This is a genomic window from [Acidovorax] ebreus TPSY (assembly GCF_000022305.1).
Taxonomy (GTDB): Bacteria; Pseudomonadota; Gammaproteobacteria; order Burkholderiales; family Burkholderiaceae_C; genus Diaphorobacter; species Diaphorobacter nitroreducens.
On record NC_011992.1, the window covers coordinates 2393455 to 2408151 of the forward strand.

Annotated in this window: 15 protein-coding genes and 1 tRNA gene; 14 read left to right on the plus strand and 2 right to left on the minus strand. The window is 66.7% G+C overall.

Annotated elements, in window-relative coordinates:
* The first annotated feature begins 7 nt into the window (after nucleotides 1–7).
* From DTPSY_RS11280 to DTPSY_RS11290, 3 genes are all read left to right on the plus strand, one after another.
* Complete coding sequence (locus DTPSY_RS11280; RefSeq protein WP_015913677.1) at nucleotides 8–1027, plus strand: class 1 fructose-bisphosphatase; 1020 nt, start codon at nucleotides 8–10, stop codon at nucleotides 1025–1027.
* A gap of 11 nt (nucleotides 1028–1038) precedes the next feature.
* A tRNA-Thr gene (locus tag DTPSY_RS11285) sits at nucleotides 1039–1114 on the plus strand.
* Nucleotides 1115–1346: 232 nt separating this feature from the next.
* Complete coding sequence (locus DTPSY_RS11290) at nucleotides 1347–2327, plus strand: DNA ligase (protein WP_041838871.1); 981 nt, start codon at nucleotides 1347–1349, stop codon at nucleotides 2325–2327.
* 110 nt (nucleotides 2328–2437) lie between these two features.
* Here the strand turns inward: DTPSY_RS11290 and DTPSY_RS11295 are convergent, their stop codons facing one another.
* Nucleotides 2438–4807 (minus strand): arginine/lysine/ornithine decarboxylase, encoded by a 2370-nt coding sequence (locus tag DTPSY_RS11295; protein WP_015913679.1) that lies wholly within the window; start codon nucleotides 4805–4807, stop codon nucleotides 2438–2440.
* A 168-nt stretch (nucleotides 4808–4975) separates the two neighbouring features.
* Here DTPSY_RS11295 and DTPSY_RS11300 point away from each other — a divergent pair, with 168 nt between their 5' ends.
* The 11 genes from DTPSY_RS11300 to tolA all read left to right on the plus strand — a co-directional run bounded on the left by DTPSY_RS11300 (nucleotide 4976) and on the right by tolA (nucleotide 13173).
* Complete coding sequence (locus DTPSY_RS11300; RefSeq protein ID WP_011805919.1) at nucleotides 4976–5407, plus strand: NfeD family protein; 432 nt, start codon at nucleotides 4976–4978, stop codon at nucleotides 5405–5407.
* 79 nt (nucleotides 5408–5486) lie between these two features.
* On the plus strand, nucleotides 5487–6401 hold the full coding sequence (locus tag DTPSY_RS11305; protein ID WP_011805920.1) for an SPFH domain-containing protein: 915 nt from the start codon (nucleotides 5487–5489) through the stop codon (nucleotides 6399–6401).
* Nucleotides 6402–6482: 81 nt separating this feature from the next.
* The gene (locus tag DTPSY_RS11310) at nucleotides 6483–6776 is read left to right on the plus strand and encodes a 2Fe-2S iron-sulfur cluster-binding protein (protein ID WP_011805921.1); all 294 of its coding nucleotides are present in this window, start codon (nucleotides 6483–6485) and stop codon (nucleotides 6774–6776) included.
* A gap of 258 nt (nucleotides 6777–7034) precedes the next feature.
* Nucleotides 7035–8156: a bifunctional 3,4-dihydroxy-2-butanone-4-phosphate synthase/GTP cyclohydrolase II gene (gene ribBA / locus DTPSY_RS11315; RefSeq protein WP_015913680.1), complete on the plus strand. Its 1122-nt coding sequence runs from the start codon at nucleotides 7035–7037 to the stop codon at nucleotides 8154–8156.
* 3 nt (nucleotides 8157–8159) lie between these two features.
* A complete protein-coding gene (gene ribH / locus DTPSY_RS11320; RefSeq protein WP_015913681.1) occupies nucleotides 8160–8624 on the plus strand; it encodes a 6,7-dimethyl-8-ribityllumazine synthase in 465 nt (154 codons plus the stop codon).
* Complete coding sequence (nusB, locus tag DTPSY_RS11325; RefSeq protein WP_015913682.1) at nucleotides 8621–9154, plus strand: transcription antitermination factor NusB; 534 nt, start codon at nucleotides 8621–8623, stop codon at nucleotides 9152–9154. The genes ribH and nusB overlap by 4 nt, the downstream gene beginning before the upstream one ends.
* A 93-nt stretch (nucleotides 9155–9247) precedes the next feature.
* Nucleotides 9248–10432 (plus strand): pyridoxal phosphate-dependent aminotransferase, encoded by a 1185-nt coding sequence (locus DTPSY_RS11330; RefSeq protein ID WP_015913683.1) that lies wholly within the window; start codon nucleotides 9248–9250, stop codon nucleotides 10430–10432.
* A 19-nt stretch (nucleotides 10433–10451) separates the two neighbouring features.
* Nucleotides 10452–10877, plus strand: coding sequence for a YbgC/FadM family acyl-CoA thioesterase (locus DTPSY_RS11335; protein WP_011805926.1), 426 nt, complete (start codon nucleotides 10452–10454; stop codon nucleotides 10875–10877).
* Complete coding sequence (gene tolQ, locus DTPSY_RS11340; protein WP_011805927.1) at nucleotides 10874–11575, plus strand: protein TolQ; 702 nt, start codon at nucleotides 10874–10876, stop codon at nucleotides 11573–11575. The genes DTPSY_RS11335 and tolQ overlap by 4 nt, the downstream gene beginning before the upstream one ends.
* A 179-nt stretch (nucleotides 11576–11754) precedes the next feature.
* Nucleotides 11755–12180 carry an ExbD/TolR family protein gene (locus DTPSY_RS11345; protein WP_015913684.1) on the plus strand — a complete coding sequence of 142 codons (426 nt, stop codon included), beginning with the start codon at nucleotides 11755–11757 and terminating at the stop codon, nucleotides 12178–12180.
* Nucleotides 12181–12201: 21 nt separating this feature from the next.
* Nucleotides 12202–13173: a cell envelope integrity protein TolA gene (gene tolA / locus DTPSY_RS11350; protein WP_011805929.1), complete on the plus strand. Its 972-nt coding sequence runs from the start codon at nucleotides 12202–12204 to the stop codon at nucleotides 13171–13173.
* 122 nt (nucleotides 13174–13295) lie between these two features.
* On the opposite strand, the gene DTPSY_RS11355 is transcribed toward tolA, so the two are convergent.
* Complete coding sequence (locus DTPSY_RS11355) at nucleotides 13296–14627, minus strand: MFS transporter (RefSeq protein ID WP_015913685.1); 1332 nt, start codon at nucleotides 14625–14627, stop codon at nucleotides 13296–13298.
* Nucleotides 14628–14697: the final 70 nt, after the last annotated feature.

The following is a 14697-nucleotide window of genomic DNA, read 5'->3' on the forward strand; positions in this document are numbered from 1 at the left end:
GGCCTCCATGACCGAACGTATCAGCCTCACCCGCTACCTTGTCGAGCAGCAGCGCGTCCATGGCCGCATCCCCCCTCAGCTGCGCCTGCTGGTGGAGGTGGTTGCGCGCGCCTGCAAGCGCATCAGCTTCGCCGTGAACAAGGGCGATCTCGGCGACGTGATGGGCACCGCCGGAACCGAGAACGTTCAGGGTGAGGTGCAGAAGAAGCTGGACATCATTGCGAACGAGGTGTTGATCGAAGCCAACGAATGGGGCGGGCATCTGGCTGCGATGGCGTCTGAGGAAATGGATGGGATCTATGTGGTGCCCAACCGCTTTCCCCAGGGCGAGTACCTGCTGATGTTCGACCCCCTGGACGGTTCGTCCAACATCGACGTCAACGTGAGCATTGGCACCATTTTCTCGGTGCTGCACAAGCACCATGACGATCCCACCACCGACGAACCCGTCACCGAAGCCGACTTCTTGCAACCCGGCCACCAGCAGGTCGCCGCAGGCTACTGCATCTATGGCCCGCAGACCACGTTGGTGCTGACCGTGGGCGACGGCGTGGCCATGTTCACGCTGGACCGCGAACAGGGCTCCTTCGTGCTCACGCGCGAGAACATCCGTATTCCCGAAGACACCAAGGAATTCGCGATCAACATGAGCAATATGCGCCACTGGGATGCGCCCGTGCGCCGCTACATCGACGAATGCCTGCAGGGCAAGGAAGGCCCGCGCGGCAAGGACTTCAACATGCGCTGGATCGCCAGCATGGTCGCCGACGTGCACCGCATCCTGATGCGCGGCGGCATCTTCATGTACCCCTGGGACAAGCGCGAGCCAAACAAGCCCGGCAAGCTGCGCCTGATGTATGAGGCCAACCCCATGGGCTGGCTGGTTGAGCAGGCCGGCGGCGCCGCCACCAACGGCCGCCAGCGCATCCTGGACATCCAGCCCGCCCAGTTGCACGAACGCGTGAGCGTGATCCTGGGCTCAAAGAATGAGGTCGATCGCGTGACAAGTTACCACTCCGGTATATAATGTGAGTCTTCGCCGGTGTAGCTCAGTCGGTAGAGCAGCTCATTCGTAATGAGAAGGTCGCGTGTTCGATTCATGTCTCCGGCACCACAATGAAAGCCCCTGATTCGCAAGAGTCAGGGGCTTTTGCTTTGCGGAGTGCATGGGAAGTCGGCGCTCTCGGGAGCTTTGAACCATGCGTTGCGGCTTCTCTACCATCCACCCGCCGCACCGCAAAGCCGACTTAAAGACCCCTTCGACCTCTAGCGAGCATCCAGCAAGCGCTGACCGCTATATTTTTTGCATCGCCGACAATCCAGAGTCCCTGAACCCGGACCCTGCCATGCTCCCTGCAACGCACTTCGCACTGTTGGCCCTCCGGCGCCGGGCCTGGGTGCTGGTCGTCGCTGCTTGTGTAGGAGCAGCAAACGCGCAGCCGGCTGCTGCCATGGAGTCGCCCTCCTCCGCGGACCCGGCGGCGCCCTCGCCCACGCTGGCGCAGCATTACCACCCGGGCGTGGTGGTCGCGGACTATTGGGTGAGCGAAAAATACGACGGTGTGCGCGCCCTCTGGACCGGTCAGCAACTGATCAGCCGGCAGGGCCTGCCCATCCGGGCGCCAGCGTGGTTCACCGCCGGCTGGCCGCCGGTACCGATGGATGGCGAACTGTGGGCCGGCCGCGGCCAGTTTGCCGCCGCGCAGGCGGCCGTGGCGCAGGCCACGCCCGACGATGCCCGGTGGCGCGCGCTGCGGTACATGGTGTTCGACCTGCCGCGCGCGCCGGGCGGTTTCGGCGAGCGCCTGCCCCTGCTGCGCCGCACCGTGGCCCATCTGGGCCAGCCGTGGGTCCAGCCTGCCGCGCAGTGGCGGGTGTCCAGCCACACGGAACTGATGGGGCAGTTGCACCGGCTGGAGAAGGCCGGCGCCGAGGGACTGATGCTGCGCCGGGACGACGCGCCCTACCGTGGCGGGCGCAGCGACGATCTGCTCAAGCTCAAGACCTTCGAGGATGCGGAGGCCGTGGTGGTAGGGCACGAGCCCGGACGCGGCAAATACGCGGGCCAGACCGGCGCGCTGCTGGTGGCGCTGCCCGACGGCCGGCGCCTGCGCTTGGGCAGCGGCCTGCCGGATGCGGTGCGGCGCAATCCACCGCCTGTGGGCACCGTGGTGACCTACCGCTTCAACGGCACCCACGCAAGTGGCTTGCCGCGGTTTGCGCGCTTCTGGCGAGTGCGCGCCGACGCGCCCTCTGCGGCCAACGCGGCCGCTGCCGGCGGGCAGGCCAATCTGGAGCCCGCCCCAGCAAGAAACAGAGGTAAATGAGGCCCTAGCGCACGCCCAGCAAGCGCTGTCAGCTACTAAAACAGAAGCAAAAGGGGCGGTCGTCCGCCCCTTTTCAGCCCGCCCCTCCTGCGAGAGGCGCTGCCGGCACTTCAGATGGTGCGGCCAAACGGGCCGTCGCTGCCCACCTGCACCAGCGACTCAGGGTCGTTGGCGCGGGGCTTGCGGCTGCCGCCCGTGCCCTGCGCCACGCAGTCGGCGTAATAACGCACGTTGCCGTTGTCGTCCTCGATCTCCACCAGGCCGTGGATGTCGGTCTCGAACCCCGGGCAGAGCTTGGAGAACTCGCGCGAGAACTTGAGGTAGTCCACGATCTTCTTGTTGAACACCTCGCCGGGAATCAGCAGCGGAATACCCGGCGGGTACGGCGTGATCAGGCTGGTGGTGATGCGGCCTTCCAGTTGGTCGATCTCCACGCGCTCGGTCTTGCGCTGCGCGATGTGGGCATAGGCGTCGCTGGGCTTCATGGCGGGCGTGAGGTCCGAGAGGTACATCTCGGTCGTCAGGCGGGCGATGTCGTACTTGGCGTACAGCTGGTGCACGTGCTGGCACAGGTCCTTCAGGCCCATGCGCTCGTAGCGCTTGTGCTGCTGGCAGAACTCGGGAAGGATGCGCCACATGGGCTGGTTCTTCTCGTAGTCGTCCTTGAACTGCTGCAGCGCGGCCAGCAGCGTGTTCCAGCGGCCCTTGGTGATGCCGATGGTGAACATGATGAAGAACGAGTACAGGCCCGTCTTCTCCACCACCACGCCGTGCTCAGACAGGTATTTGGTGACGATGCTGGCCGGAATGCCGGTCTTGTCGAACTTGCCGTCCAGGTTCAGGCCGGGCGTGACGATGGTGGACTTGATCGGGTCCAGCATGTTGAAGCCGTCGGCCAGCGCGCCGAAGCCATGCCACTTGCTCGGGCCGTTCTTCTTGCCCTTGGCGTCGCCGCGGATGATCCAGTCGTCTGCGCGGCCCACACCCTCGTCGGCGAGCTTGTCGGGGCCCCAGACCTTGAACCACCAGTCGTCCTTGCCGAATTCGTCCTCCACCTTGCGCATGGCGCGGCGAAAGTCCAGCGCTTCGACCAGGCTTTCCTCCACCAGGGCGGTGCCGCCGGGCGGCTCCATCATGGCTGCAGCCACGTCGCAGCTGGCGATGATGCTGTACTGCGGGCTGGTCGAGGTGTGCATCAGGTACGCCTCGTTGAACAGGTGACGGTCCAGCTTGGTGGTCTGGCTGTCCTGCACCAGCACATGGCTGGCCTGGCTGATGCCGGCCAGCAGCTTGTGGATGGACTGCGTGGCGTACACCACCGACTGCTTGGGCCGCGCGCGCTTCTTGCCCATGGCGTGGTAGCTGCCGTAGAACGGGTGGAAGGCCGCATGCGGCAACCAGGCCTCGTCGAAGTGCAGGTTCTCGACGTAGCCGTCGAGCATGCCCTTGATGGTCTCGGTGTTGTAGAGCACGCCGTCGTAGGTCGACTGCGTGAGGGTCAGCACGCGCGGCTTGACCTTCTTGGCGTCCACGCCCCTGAGCAGCGGGTTGGCCTTGATCTTGGCTTGGATGGTCGCGGGCTCGAATTCGCTTTGCGGAATGGGCCCGATGATGCCGAAGTGGTTGCGCGTGGGTTTCAGGAACACGGGGATCGCCCCGGTCATGATGATGCTGTGCAGGATGGACTTGTGGCAGTTGCGGTCCACCACCACCACGTCGCCCGGTGCCACGGTGTGGTGCCACACCATCTTGTTGGAGGTGGACGTGCCGTTGGTCACGAAGAAGCAGTGGTCGGCGTTGAAGATGCGCGCGGCGTTGCGCTCGCTCTCGCCGATGGCGCCGTTGTGGTCCAGTAACTGGCCCAGTTCTTCCACGGCATTGCAGACGTCCGCGCGCAGCATGTTCTCACCATAGAACTGGTGGTACATCTGGCCCACGGGGCTCTTGAGGAACGCCACGCCGCCCGAGTGGCCCGGGCAGTGCCAGCTGTAGGAGCCGTCTTCCGCGTAGTCCAGCAGCGCCTTGAAGAATGGCGGCTGCACGCCCTCCAGGTAGCTCTTGGCCTCGCGGATGATGTGCTTGGCCACGAACTCGGGCGTGTCCTCGAACATGTGGATGAAGCCGTGCAGCTCGCGCAGGATGTCGTTGGGCAGATGGCGCGCGGTCTTGGTCTCGCCGTGCACGTAGATCGGCACGTCGGCGTTCTTGCGGCGCACCTCTTCGATGAAGGCGCGCAGGCTGTGCACGATGGGGTCCTGGCCCGTGCCCAGCGTGAATTCCTCGTCGTCGATCGACAGGATGAACGCGCTGGCGCGGCTTTGCTGCTGGGCGAACTGGGACAGGTCGCCGTAGCTGGTCACTCCCAAGACCTCGAACCCTTCCGCCTCGATGGCCTGCGCCAGCGCCCGAATCCCCAGGCCGGAGGTGTTCTCTGAACGATAGTCCTCGTCGATGATGACGATGGGAAAGCGAAATTTCATGCGCTGCCTCCGATGACCGGGCCAAAAAAACGAAAGAGGCGCGCAGTGTAAGGAATATGCGTGCTATCCCTATGAACACCGCAGCATTTCGCCCAGAATCCATCGACCTGGAAACAACACCGCGCCGCCCGCCAGCGCGCACCCGACAGAGAGGGAAGGAGAAAACACATGAATCTGGACGCATCCACGCTCTGGTGGCTCATGGCCGGGGTGGCCGTGGTGGCCGAGCTGCTCACCGGCACCTTTTACCTGCTGATGCTGGCCGTGGGCCTGGCGGCCGGCGCACTCGCGGCCCACGCGGGCCTGGGCAACACGGCGCAGATCCTGGTGAGCGCACTGGTCGGGGCCGGCACCGTGCTGGGGGCCTACGTCAAGCGCCGCAGCCGGCCGGGCGAGCCGTCCGCGCGGGCCGACCGCAGCGTGAACCTGGACGTGGGCGAGACGGTGTTCATCGACGCCTGGCAGCCCGACGGCACGGCCGTCGTGAAGTACCGCGGCGCGAGCTGGACCGCCATCCACCGCCCGGGCATCACGCCCGCCACTGGCCCGCACCGCGTGGCCGAACTGGTGGGCAACCGCCTGCTGGTGGATCCGCTGTAGTCATCCGGAACCGGGGGCGGCCTCGCTACCATCCGCCCTGCCCTTCACCGCCGCACGCGGCACAGAAAGAAAAAACCTCATGGAAATCGCCATCATCCTCTTCGTCATCGCGGTGATCTTCATCGCGCGCGCCGTCAAGATCGTGCCGCAGCAGCATGCCTGGGTGAAGGAGCGCCTGGGCAAGTACGCCGGCACGCTCACGCCGGGGCCGAAGTTCATCATCCCCTTCGTCGACCGCATCGCCTACAAGCACAGCCTGAAGGAAATCCCCCTGGACGTGCCCAGCCAGGTCTGCATCACCAAGGACAACACCCAACTGCAGGTGGACGGCATCCTGTACTTCCAGGTGACCGACCCCATGCGCGCCAGCTACGGTTCGTCCAACTACATCACCGCCATCTCGCAGCTGGCCCAGACCACGCTGCGCAGCGTGATCGGCAAGCTGGAGCTGGACAAAACGTTCGAAGAGCGCGACATGATCAACGCCCAGGTGGTGCAGGCCATCGACGAGGCGGCGCTGAACTGGGGCGTGAAGGTGCTGCGCTACGAGATCAAGGACCTGACGCCGCCCGCCGAGATCCTGCGCGCCATGCAGGCCCAGATCACCGCCGAGCGTGAAAAGCGCGCGCTGATCGCCGCTTCGGAAGGCCGCCGCCAGGAACAGATCAACATCGCCACCGGCGAGCGTGAGGCTTTCATCGCCCGCTCCGAAGGTGAAAAGCAAGCCGCCATCAACAACGCCCAGGGCGAGGCCGCCGCCATCACCGCCGTGGCCGACGCCACCGCCCAGGCCATCGAGCGCATTGCCGCCGCCATCCGCCAGCCGGGCGGCGAGCAGGCCGTGCAGCTCAAGGTCGCCGAAAAGGCCGTGGAGGCGTATGGCAAGGTGGCCGCGGACGCCACCACCACGCTCATCGTGCCCAGCAACATGACCGAGGTATCCGCACTCGTCAGCTCGGCCATGAAGATGATCCAGACGCAGCAGCGCAGCTGACCCAACGCTTTCACTATTTTTTTTATAGCTACCAGCGCTCACCCCACAAGCGCTGGAGCCACTTTTTGCTTAGAACTGCGCATGAACTCCCCCGTAGCCCCCTTCTTCACGGCCCGCGTGGGCGACGACGGCACCCAGTGCGATGCCTGGCCCGAGCAGCCGCTGCTGCTGTCGCTGGAGCAAGGCGGTATCGACTGGCCCAGCTCCTGCCGCAACGGCACCTGCCGCACCTGCATCGGCGTGCTGGCGGAGGGCGAGGTGCGCTATGCCATCGACTGGCCGGGCCTGACGGCAGAAGAAAAGGCCGAGGGCTGCGTGCTGCCCTGCGTGGCCTATCCCGTGAGCGACGTGAAGCTGGAGGCCCCCGCCATCTGAGCCCTGTGCCGCGCTCCGCGCACCGGTACGGTTGAGGCAGCGCAACCTGCGGCCCGCTTGCCCCCACCTGCGGCAGACTTACCGCGGCGGCGCGCGGACAACGGCCCGGCGGCGCGACTAGAATTGGCCGCTTCGGGACCGCGCGTCCCTCCTCCGTGCGGCAGGGGCCGCATCGCCGTTCTTTGGGGGCACGCCCGTTGCCCGCCCGCCGGGGAACGCACACCGCCCCGGCCCGCATGGCCCATCCGAAAGCCCTGCATGACCACCCCCCTCACGCCCGCGCCCATCTCGCCCGTCCAGGACATCGTGGCCGAGTTGCGCGCCGGCCGCATCGTGATCCTCGTCGATGAGGAAGACCGCGAGAACGAAGGCGACCTCGTGATCGCCGCGGACCATGTCACGCCCGAGGCCATCAACTTCATGGCGCGCTTCGGCCGCGGCCTGATCTGCCTGACCCTCACGCGCGAACGCTGCGAGCGCCTGCGCCTGCCGCCCATGGTGGCGCGCAACGGCACCAAGATGGGCACCGCCTTCACCGTCTCCATCGAGGCGGCAGAGGGCGTGACCACCGGCATCAGCGCCGCCGACCGCGCGCGCACCGTGCAGGCCGCCGTGGCCGCCAACGCCCAGGCTGCCGACCTGGTGCAGCCCGGCCACATCTTCCCGCTGCAGGCGGTGGATGGCGGCGTGCTCATGCGCGCCGGCCACACCGAGGCCGGCTGCGACCTGGCCGCCATGGCCGGCTGCAGCCCCTCCTCCGTGATCTGCGAGGTGATGAAGGACGACGGCACCATGGCCCGCCTGCCGGACCTGCAGCTGTTTGCGGCCGAGCACGGCATCAAGATCGGCACGATCGCCGACCTGATCGAATACCGCAGCCGCACCGAGTCGCTGGTGCATAAGGTGGCTTCGCGCCAGATCACCACGGCGTTCGGCGAGTTCACCATGCACGCCTTCCGCGACGAGCCGAGCCAGGCCGTGCACCTGGCCCTGGTCAAGGGCCAGTGGGACGCCGCAGAGAGCGTGCCCGTGCGCGTGCACGAGCCCTTGTCGGTGCTGGATCTGCTGGAAGTGGGCCGCGGCATGCACTCGTGGAGCCTGGACGCCAGCCTGCAATACATCCACCACCACGGCCAGGGCGTGGCCGTGCTGCTGAACTGCGGCGAGAGTGCCGAGCAACTGCTGGAGCAGTTCGAAGGCACGGCCCGCGCCGCCCAGGCGCCCGAGCGCGGTCGCATGGACCTGCGCACTTACGGCGTGGGCGCGCAGATCCTGCGCGAAGTGGGCGTGGCCAAGATGCAGCTCATGGGCCAGCCGCGCCGCATGCCCAGCATGGTGGGCTATGGACTCGAAATCACCGGCTACATCCCCAAGGAATAAGACATGTTTGGCGCAGACAAAGGAACCGCGGACAAGCTTGATGGCAAGAAGCTGCACATCGGCATCGTGCAGGCCCGCTTCAACGAGAACATCACCAACACCCTCGCCGCGGCCTGCCGTGCAGAGCTGCTGCGCCTAGGCGTGCAGGAAAAGCACATCCGCCATGTGCTGGTGCCCGGCGCGCTGGAAGTGCCCGTGGCGCTGCAGGCCCTGGCCGAGCGCGACGAGTACGACGCGCTGATCGCGCTGGGCTGCATCATCCGCGGCGAGACCTACCACTTCGAGCTGGTGGCCAACGAATCCGGCGCGGGTGTGACCCGCCTGGCCCTGGACTACCAGGTACCGATCGCCAACGCCATCATCACTACCGAAAACCTGGATCAGGCCCTCGCCCGCCAGACCGAAAAGGGCGTGGACGCGGCCCGCGTGGCCGTGGAAATGGCCAACTTGCTGGAGGAGCTGTCGTGACCGATTCCGCCAACCCCACGCCATCCGCGCGGCCGCCGCGCCAGCCGCGCACCGGCACCACCGGCACCGGCGCGCGCAAGGCCGGCTCCAAGTCGGGCCGCAGCCGCGCGCGCGAATTCGCCCTGCAGGCGCTCTACCAGCACCTGGTGGGAGGCAACGACGCCACCGCCATCGACGTGTTCACGCGCGACCTGTCGGGCTTTCACAAGGCCGACGCTGCGCACTACGACGCGCTCCTGCACGGCTGCATCACCACCGCCCAGTACATGGACGAGCTGATCGCACCGCAGCTGGACCGCAAGATGAGCGAGATCTCGCCCATCGAGCATGCGGTGATGTGGATCGGCGTGTACGAATTCCAACATTGCCAGGACGTGCCCTGGCGCGTGGTCATCAACGAGTGCATCGAGCTGGCCAAGGAGTTCGGCGGCACCGACGGCCACAAGTACGTCAACGGCGTGCTCAACGGCCTGGCGCCGCAATTGCGCGCCACCGAGGTCGCGGCCGACAAGGCCGCCGCCCGCGGCTGAAGGCCCCGCCCTCTTGCGCCGCTTCGCATTGTTCGTTCCCTCAGCGCACCCGCCGCTGGCCTCAGCCGGCGGGTGCCTGCACGTTGCATCGCCATGAAGTTTTCCACCCGCGCCGAGCGCATCGAACCCTTTTACGTGATGGAAGTGGCCAAGGCCGCCCAGGCCCTGGCGCGCGAGGTCGCCGGCACCCGCGAGCCGATGATCTTCCTGAACATCGGCGAGCCCGACTTCACCGCGCCCCCGCTGGTGGTGGAGGCGGCCGACCGCGCGGTGCGCAGCGGCGTCACGCAGTACACCAACGCCCTGGGCCTGGAGGCGCTGCGCGAGCGCATCAGCGGCTGGTATGCCGAGCGCTTTGGCGTGGATGTGCCGGCGCGGCGCATCGTGGTCACGGCCGGCGCATCGGCCGCGCTGCAGCTGGCCTGCCTGGCGCTGATCGACGCGGGCGACGAGATCCTGATGCCCGACCCCAGCTACCCCTGCAACCGCCACTTCGTGAGCGCGGCGGAAGGCAAAGCGGTGCTGATCCCCACCACGGCCGAGGAGCGCTTCCAGCTCAGCGCCGCCAAGGTCGAGGCCGCATGGGGTACCAAGACACGCGGCGTGCTGCTGGCATCGCCCTCCAACCCCACGGGCACCTCGATTGCGCCGGACGAACTGCGCCGCATCCACGATGTGGTGCGCGGTAAGGGTGGGCTCACCATCATCGACGAGATCTACCTCGGCCTGTCCTATGACGACGCCTTCGGCCAGACGGCGCTGGCGCTGGGCGAGGACATCATCAGCATCAACAGCTTCAGCAAGTACTTCAACATGACCGGCTGGCGCCTGGGCTGGATGGTGGTGCCCGAGGCCATGGTGCCCGTGGTGGAGCGTCTGGCGCAGAACCTGTTCATCTGCGCCAGCACGGTGTCGCAGCATGCGGCGCTGGCCTGCTTCGAGCCGGACAGCATCGCCGAGTACGAACGCCGCCGCGCAGAGTTCAAGGCGCGGCGAGACTACTTCATCCCCGCACTCGATGCACTGGGCCTCACGGTGCCGGTGCAGCCCGATGGCGCCTTCTACGCCTGGGCCGACTGCACGCAGGCCGCCGAGCGCCTGGGCGTCGCCGGCAGCTGGGACTTCGCCTACGAGCTGATGCGCCGTGCCCACCTGGCCATCACGCCGGGGCGCGACTTCGGCACGGCCGACACCCAACGCTTCGTGCGCTTTTCCACGGCCAACTCCATGGCGCAGTTGCAGGAAGCGGTGGCGCGCCTGCAGCGCCTGATCGGCTGACCCCTCCAGGCGTGCCAGCATGGCTTTCGAGTGGCCCGTTCGCATTTACTGGGAAGACACCGATGCCGGCGGCATCGTGTTCTATGCCAACTATCTCAAGTTCTTCGAGCGCGCGCGCACCGAGTGGCTGCGCTCGCGGGACCTGGGCCAGCAACGATTGCGGGAACTCACGGGCGGCATGTTTGTCGTAACCGACGCACGCCTGCGCTACCTGCGCCCCGCCCGCCTGGACGATGAACTGATTGTTACCGCCAGCCTGCGCGAAGGGGGCCGCGCTTCGCTCACAATCGAGCAGCAGGCGCTCTTGAAACCAGAGCAGATGATCCCCGACTCTCCCCCCGCACTGCTGTGCGAAGGCACCATCCGCATCGGCTGGGTGGATGCCGCCACCATGCGCCCTGCACGCATTCCGGGGTCCCTTTTGGAACGACTCTCCTCATCATGAATTCCCAAGACATGTCCATCTTGAGCCTGGTGCTCAATGCCAGCTGGGTGGTGCAGCTGGTGATGCTGCTGCTGCTCGCGGTTTCCGTGGCCAGCTGGGCCGCCATCTTCCGCAAGCTGTTCGCACTCAAGCGCGTGAAGGCTCTGAACGAAGACTTCGAGCGCGACTTCTGGTCGGGCACCAGCCTGAATGACCTGTACGCCAGCGCCACGCACAACGCCAAGAGCGCGGGCCCGATGGAGCGCATCTTCGCCAGCGGCATGCGCGAATACCAAAAGCTGCGGGAACGCCGCATCAGCGACCCCGGCACACTGCTGGACGGCGCGCGCCGCGCCATGCGCGCGAGCTTCCAGCGCGAGATGGACGTGATCGAGTCCAGCCTCTCGTTCCTCGGCTCGGTGGCCTCGGTGTCGCCCTATGTGGGCCTGTTCGGCACCGTCTGGGGCATCATGCACGCCTTCACCGGTTTCGCCGGCATGGAGCAGGTAACGCTCGCCACGGTGGCGCCCGGCATCGCCGAAGCGCTGGTGGCCACCGCCATCGGCCTGTTCGCCGCCATTCCCGCCGTGATTGCGTACAACCGCTTCGCACGCGACATCGACCGCGTGGCGACGCACCAGGAGACCTTCATCGAGGAGTTCTCCAACATCCTGCAGCGCAACCTGGGCGCACACCCCGCGTCCCCCTCGGGGCATTGAGATGAAGGACATCCCCCTGAGCCGCTGCGCGGCTTCCCCCTTCTCTCGCAGCGCTACGCACTGCGGGAAAGGGGATCGATTGCTCAGCGCGGCGGGACGGCCCTTGCGCGGCGTCTGCTGGCATCGGACACGTCCGTTTTATCCACAGCGCGCACTGCTCAGCGCAATGGAGAACTGAAATGCCTGCCATGGCCTCACGCAGCGGCACCCGCCGCCGCTCCATGAACGAAATCAACATGGTGCCGTTCATCGACGTGATGCTGGTGCTGCTCATCATCTTCATGGTGACCGCGCCCATGCTCACGCCCAGTTCGGTGAACGTGCCTTCCGTGGGCAAAGGCGCCAAGGTGCCCAAGACGCGCGTGGACGTCATCGTCGACAAGGATGGCAGCATCCGCTTCAAGGCCGACGGCAACGAACGCACCGTGCCGCTGCAGAACCTGGGCGCCACCGCCAAGAACTGGCTCAAGGACCAGCCAGAGGACACACCCGTGCTCATCAGTGCCGACAAGAACGTGTCGTACGACGCGGTGATGAAGGCCATGTCTGCGCTGCAACAGGCGGGCGTGGCACGCGTCGCCCTGGCGGTGAAGAGCGGCGGCTGACGAGAACTTTCACACGATCTAATGCACGCCACGAACGACCGCGACCAGTTTGCCCCGCCCCGCCCGCCCGGACGCATGCGGGCCATCGCCCTGGCGGTACTCGCCCATGCCGCGCTGATCGGCGCGCTGACCTGGGGCGTGAACTGGAAGAGCAGTTCCGACCAACCGGCGGTGGAGGCCGAACTCTGGTCTGCCGTCCCCCAGCAAGCGGCGCCGCGCGCCGTGGAGCCGCCCCCACCCCCTGCTCCGGCCCCTACCCCCGCACCAGAGCCCGCGCCCGCACCGCCGCCTCCACCGCCACCACCGCGTCCGGAGCAAGCCGACACGCGCGAGGCCGATATCGCCCTGCAGCAGCAGAAGAAGCGCCTGGAAGAAGAAAAGAAAAAGCGCGAACAGCAACTGGAGCGCGAGAAGCGCGAACGCGAGCGCAAGGAAGAAGAGCGCCGCGAGCGGCTGGAGCAGGAGAAGAAGGAACGCCTGCTGGCGCAGCAAAAGGCCGAGCGCGAGAAAGCCGAACGCGAAAAGGCCGAGAAGGAGAAGGCCGCCAAGGCCGAGCAGGACAAACAGAAGAAGCTGGCCGAGGACAAGCGCCGCAAGGCCGAGGAAGCCCGTGAAGCCAAGGAGGCCGAGGCGCGCCGCCAGGAGAACCTGCGCCGCATGCAGGGGCTGGCAGGCGCCACGGGCGGCGAGACCGCCACGGGCACCGCGCAGCGCAGCTCCGGCCCCTCGGGCAGCTACGGTGGCAAGGTGGCCGCCAAGGTACGCCCCAACATCGTCTATCCCGACACCATCTCGGGCAACCCGCGCGCCGAGGTCGAGGTGCGCGCCGCTCCGGACGGCACCATCGTCGGCGCGCGCATCACCCAGTCCAGCGGCAACAAGGCGTGGGACGACGCGGTGATTCGTGCGCTGCACCGCACGGAAACCCTGCCACGCGACGTGGACGGCCGCGTGCCGTCGTCCCTGGTGATCGGCTTCCGCCCGCGCGACTGAAGCAAAAAAGAGAGCTGCCTGCGCTTGTCCCTCAAGGGTTTCACATTGAAAACACTGTGAACCCTAGTTGCAGCAAGCGCCGGCAGCTATCATTTTCGAGAACAGCCGACAGCCAGTCGAACTCAGCTGCGCTGCTCGATGAGGCGATTGATACGCAACGCGCCGAGTGTGCAGACCACGCCCGACAGCAGATACAGCGTCACCGCCCCCAGCCCGAAACGTGCCGACAACCCCAGAGCCACCAACGGCGCGAAGGCCGCGCCGATCAGCCAGGCCAGGTCGGACGACAGTGCCGCCCCGGTGTAGCGGTGCAGGGTGGAGAAGTTGGCCGTCACCGTGCCCGATGCCTGGCCGTACGACAGGCCCAGCAGCACGAAGCCCAGCAGCAGGAACACCGTGCCGCCCACCGCGCCACCGCCCAGCAGCCAGGGTGTGGCCAGGCTGAACAGGCCAATCAGCACGGCCATGGAGCCCAGCAGGTTGCGCCGGCCCATGCGGTCGGCCAACCGCCCCGACACCACCACCGCGCCGATGGCCAGGAATGCGCCGGCGATCTGCACGCACAGCACCTCGGCCATGGAGCGGTCGGAGAACAGGGCGAACCACGACAGCGGGAACACCGTCACCACGTGAAAGAGTGCGAAGCTGGCCAGTGCCGCAAAGGCGCCCAGCACCACATTGCTCCCCTCTTCGCGCATCACGCGGGCCACGCCCACGGGCTCCAGTTCCTTCTCTTGCAGCAATTCGGCATAGGACTGCCCCACCACCAGGCGCAGCCGCGCAAACAGCGCCACCACGTTGATCGCAAAGGCCACGCAGAACGGGTAGCGCCAGCCCCAGGCCAGGAATTCTTCGCTGGAGAGGCTGCCGTACAGGTAGGCGAACAACCCGGCGGCCAATGCAAACCCTACGGGCGCGCCCAGTTGCCCCACCATGGAATACCAGCCGCGGCGCTCCGGCGGTGCCGCCATCGCCAGCAGCGACGGTAGCCCGTCCCAGGAGCCGCCCAGCGCCAGCCCCTGGCCGAAGCGCAGCACCGCCAGCGCCCCAGCGGCTGCCAGCCCCGCCACCTGGTAGCTGGGCAGGAAGGCCATGCTTACCGTACAGCCGCCCAGCAGGAACAGCGCCAGCGTCAGCTTGGTGCCGCGCCCCCAGCGCCGCTGCACGGCCATGGAGATGGCGGTGCCCAGCGGCCGGGCGATGAAGGCGATGGCAAAGATGGCAAAAGCCATGAGCGTGCCGTCCAGCCGCGTCATGAAGGGAAACAACAGCGACGGGAAGACCAGCACGCAGGCGATCCCGAATACGAAGAAGTCGAAATACTCCGACGCGCGCCCGATGATCACGCCCACGGCGATCTCGCCCGGGGTGACGTCTTCGTCAGTGTGCGCGCGCGACAGCGATGCCGCGCTCTCGGGGCCGTAAACGGGGTATGCGACGGAACCGCTACTCATGACCGTACTCCTTGGCTTTGCAGACACAGCTCCGTTCTACACGCAAGCCCCGCGGTCAACAAGTACGCTT

Coding starts and splice junctions, on each gene's coding strand:
- DTPSY_RS11295 (WP_015913679.1), bottom strand. CDS start 4,807: ATGAAATTTCGCTTTCCCATCGTCATCATCGACGAGGACTATCGTTCA.
- DTPSY_RS11290 (WP_041838871.1), top strand. CDS start 1,347: ATGCTCCCTGCAACGCACTTCGCACTGTTGGCCCTCCGGCGCCGGGCC.
- tolA (WP_011805929.1), top strand. CDS start 12,202: ATGCACGCCACGAACGACCGCGACCAGTTTGCCCCGCCCCGCCCGCCC.
- ribH (WP_015913681.1), top strand. CDS start 8,160: ATGTTTGGCGCAGACAAAGGAACCGCGGACAAGCTTGATGGCAAGAAG.
- DTPSY_RS11335 (WP_011805926.1), top strand. CDS start 10,452: ATGGCTTTCGAGTGGCCCGTTCGCATTTACTGGGAAGACACCGATGCC.
- DTPSY_RS11330 (WP_015913683.1), top strand. CDS start 9,248: ATGAAGTTTTCCACCCGCGCCGAGCGCATCGAACCCTTTTACGTGATG.
- DTPSY_RS11280 (WP_015913677.1), top strand. CDS start 8: ATGACCGAACGTATCAGCCTCACCCGCTACCTTGTCGAGCAGCAGCGC.
- DTPSY_RS11305 (WP_011805920.1), top strand. CDS start 5,487: ATGGAAATCGCCATCATCCTCTTCGTCATCGCGGTGATCTTCATCGCG.
- DTPSY_RS11345 (WP_015913684.1), top strand. CDS start 11,755: ATGCCTGCCATGGCCTCACGCAGCGGCACCCGCCGCCGCTCCATGAAC.
- DTPSY_RS11310 (WP_011805921.1), top strand. CDS start 6,483: ATGAACTCCCCCGTAGCCCCCTTCTTCACGGCCCGCGTGGGCGACGAC.
- tolQ (WP_011805927.1), top strand. CDS start 10,874: ATGAATTCCCAAGACATGTCCATCTTGAGCCTGGTGCTCAATGCCAGC.
- DTPSY_RS11300 (WP_011805919.1), top strand. CDS start 4,976: ATGAATCTGGACGCATCCACGCTCTGGTGGCTCATGGCCGGGGTGGCC.
- ribBA (WP_015913680.1), top strand. CDS start 7,035: ATGACCACCCCCCTCACGCCCGCGCCCATCTCGCCCGTCCAGGACATC.
- DTPSY_RS11355 (WP_015913685.1), bottom strand. CDS start 14,627: ATGAGTAGCGGTTCCGTCGCATACCCCGTTTACGGCCCCGAGAGCGCG.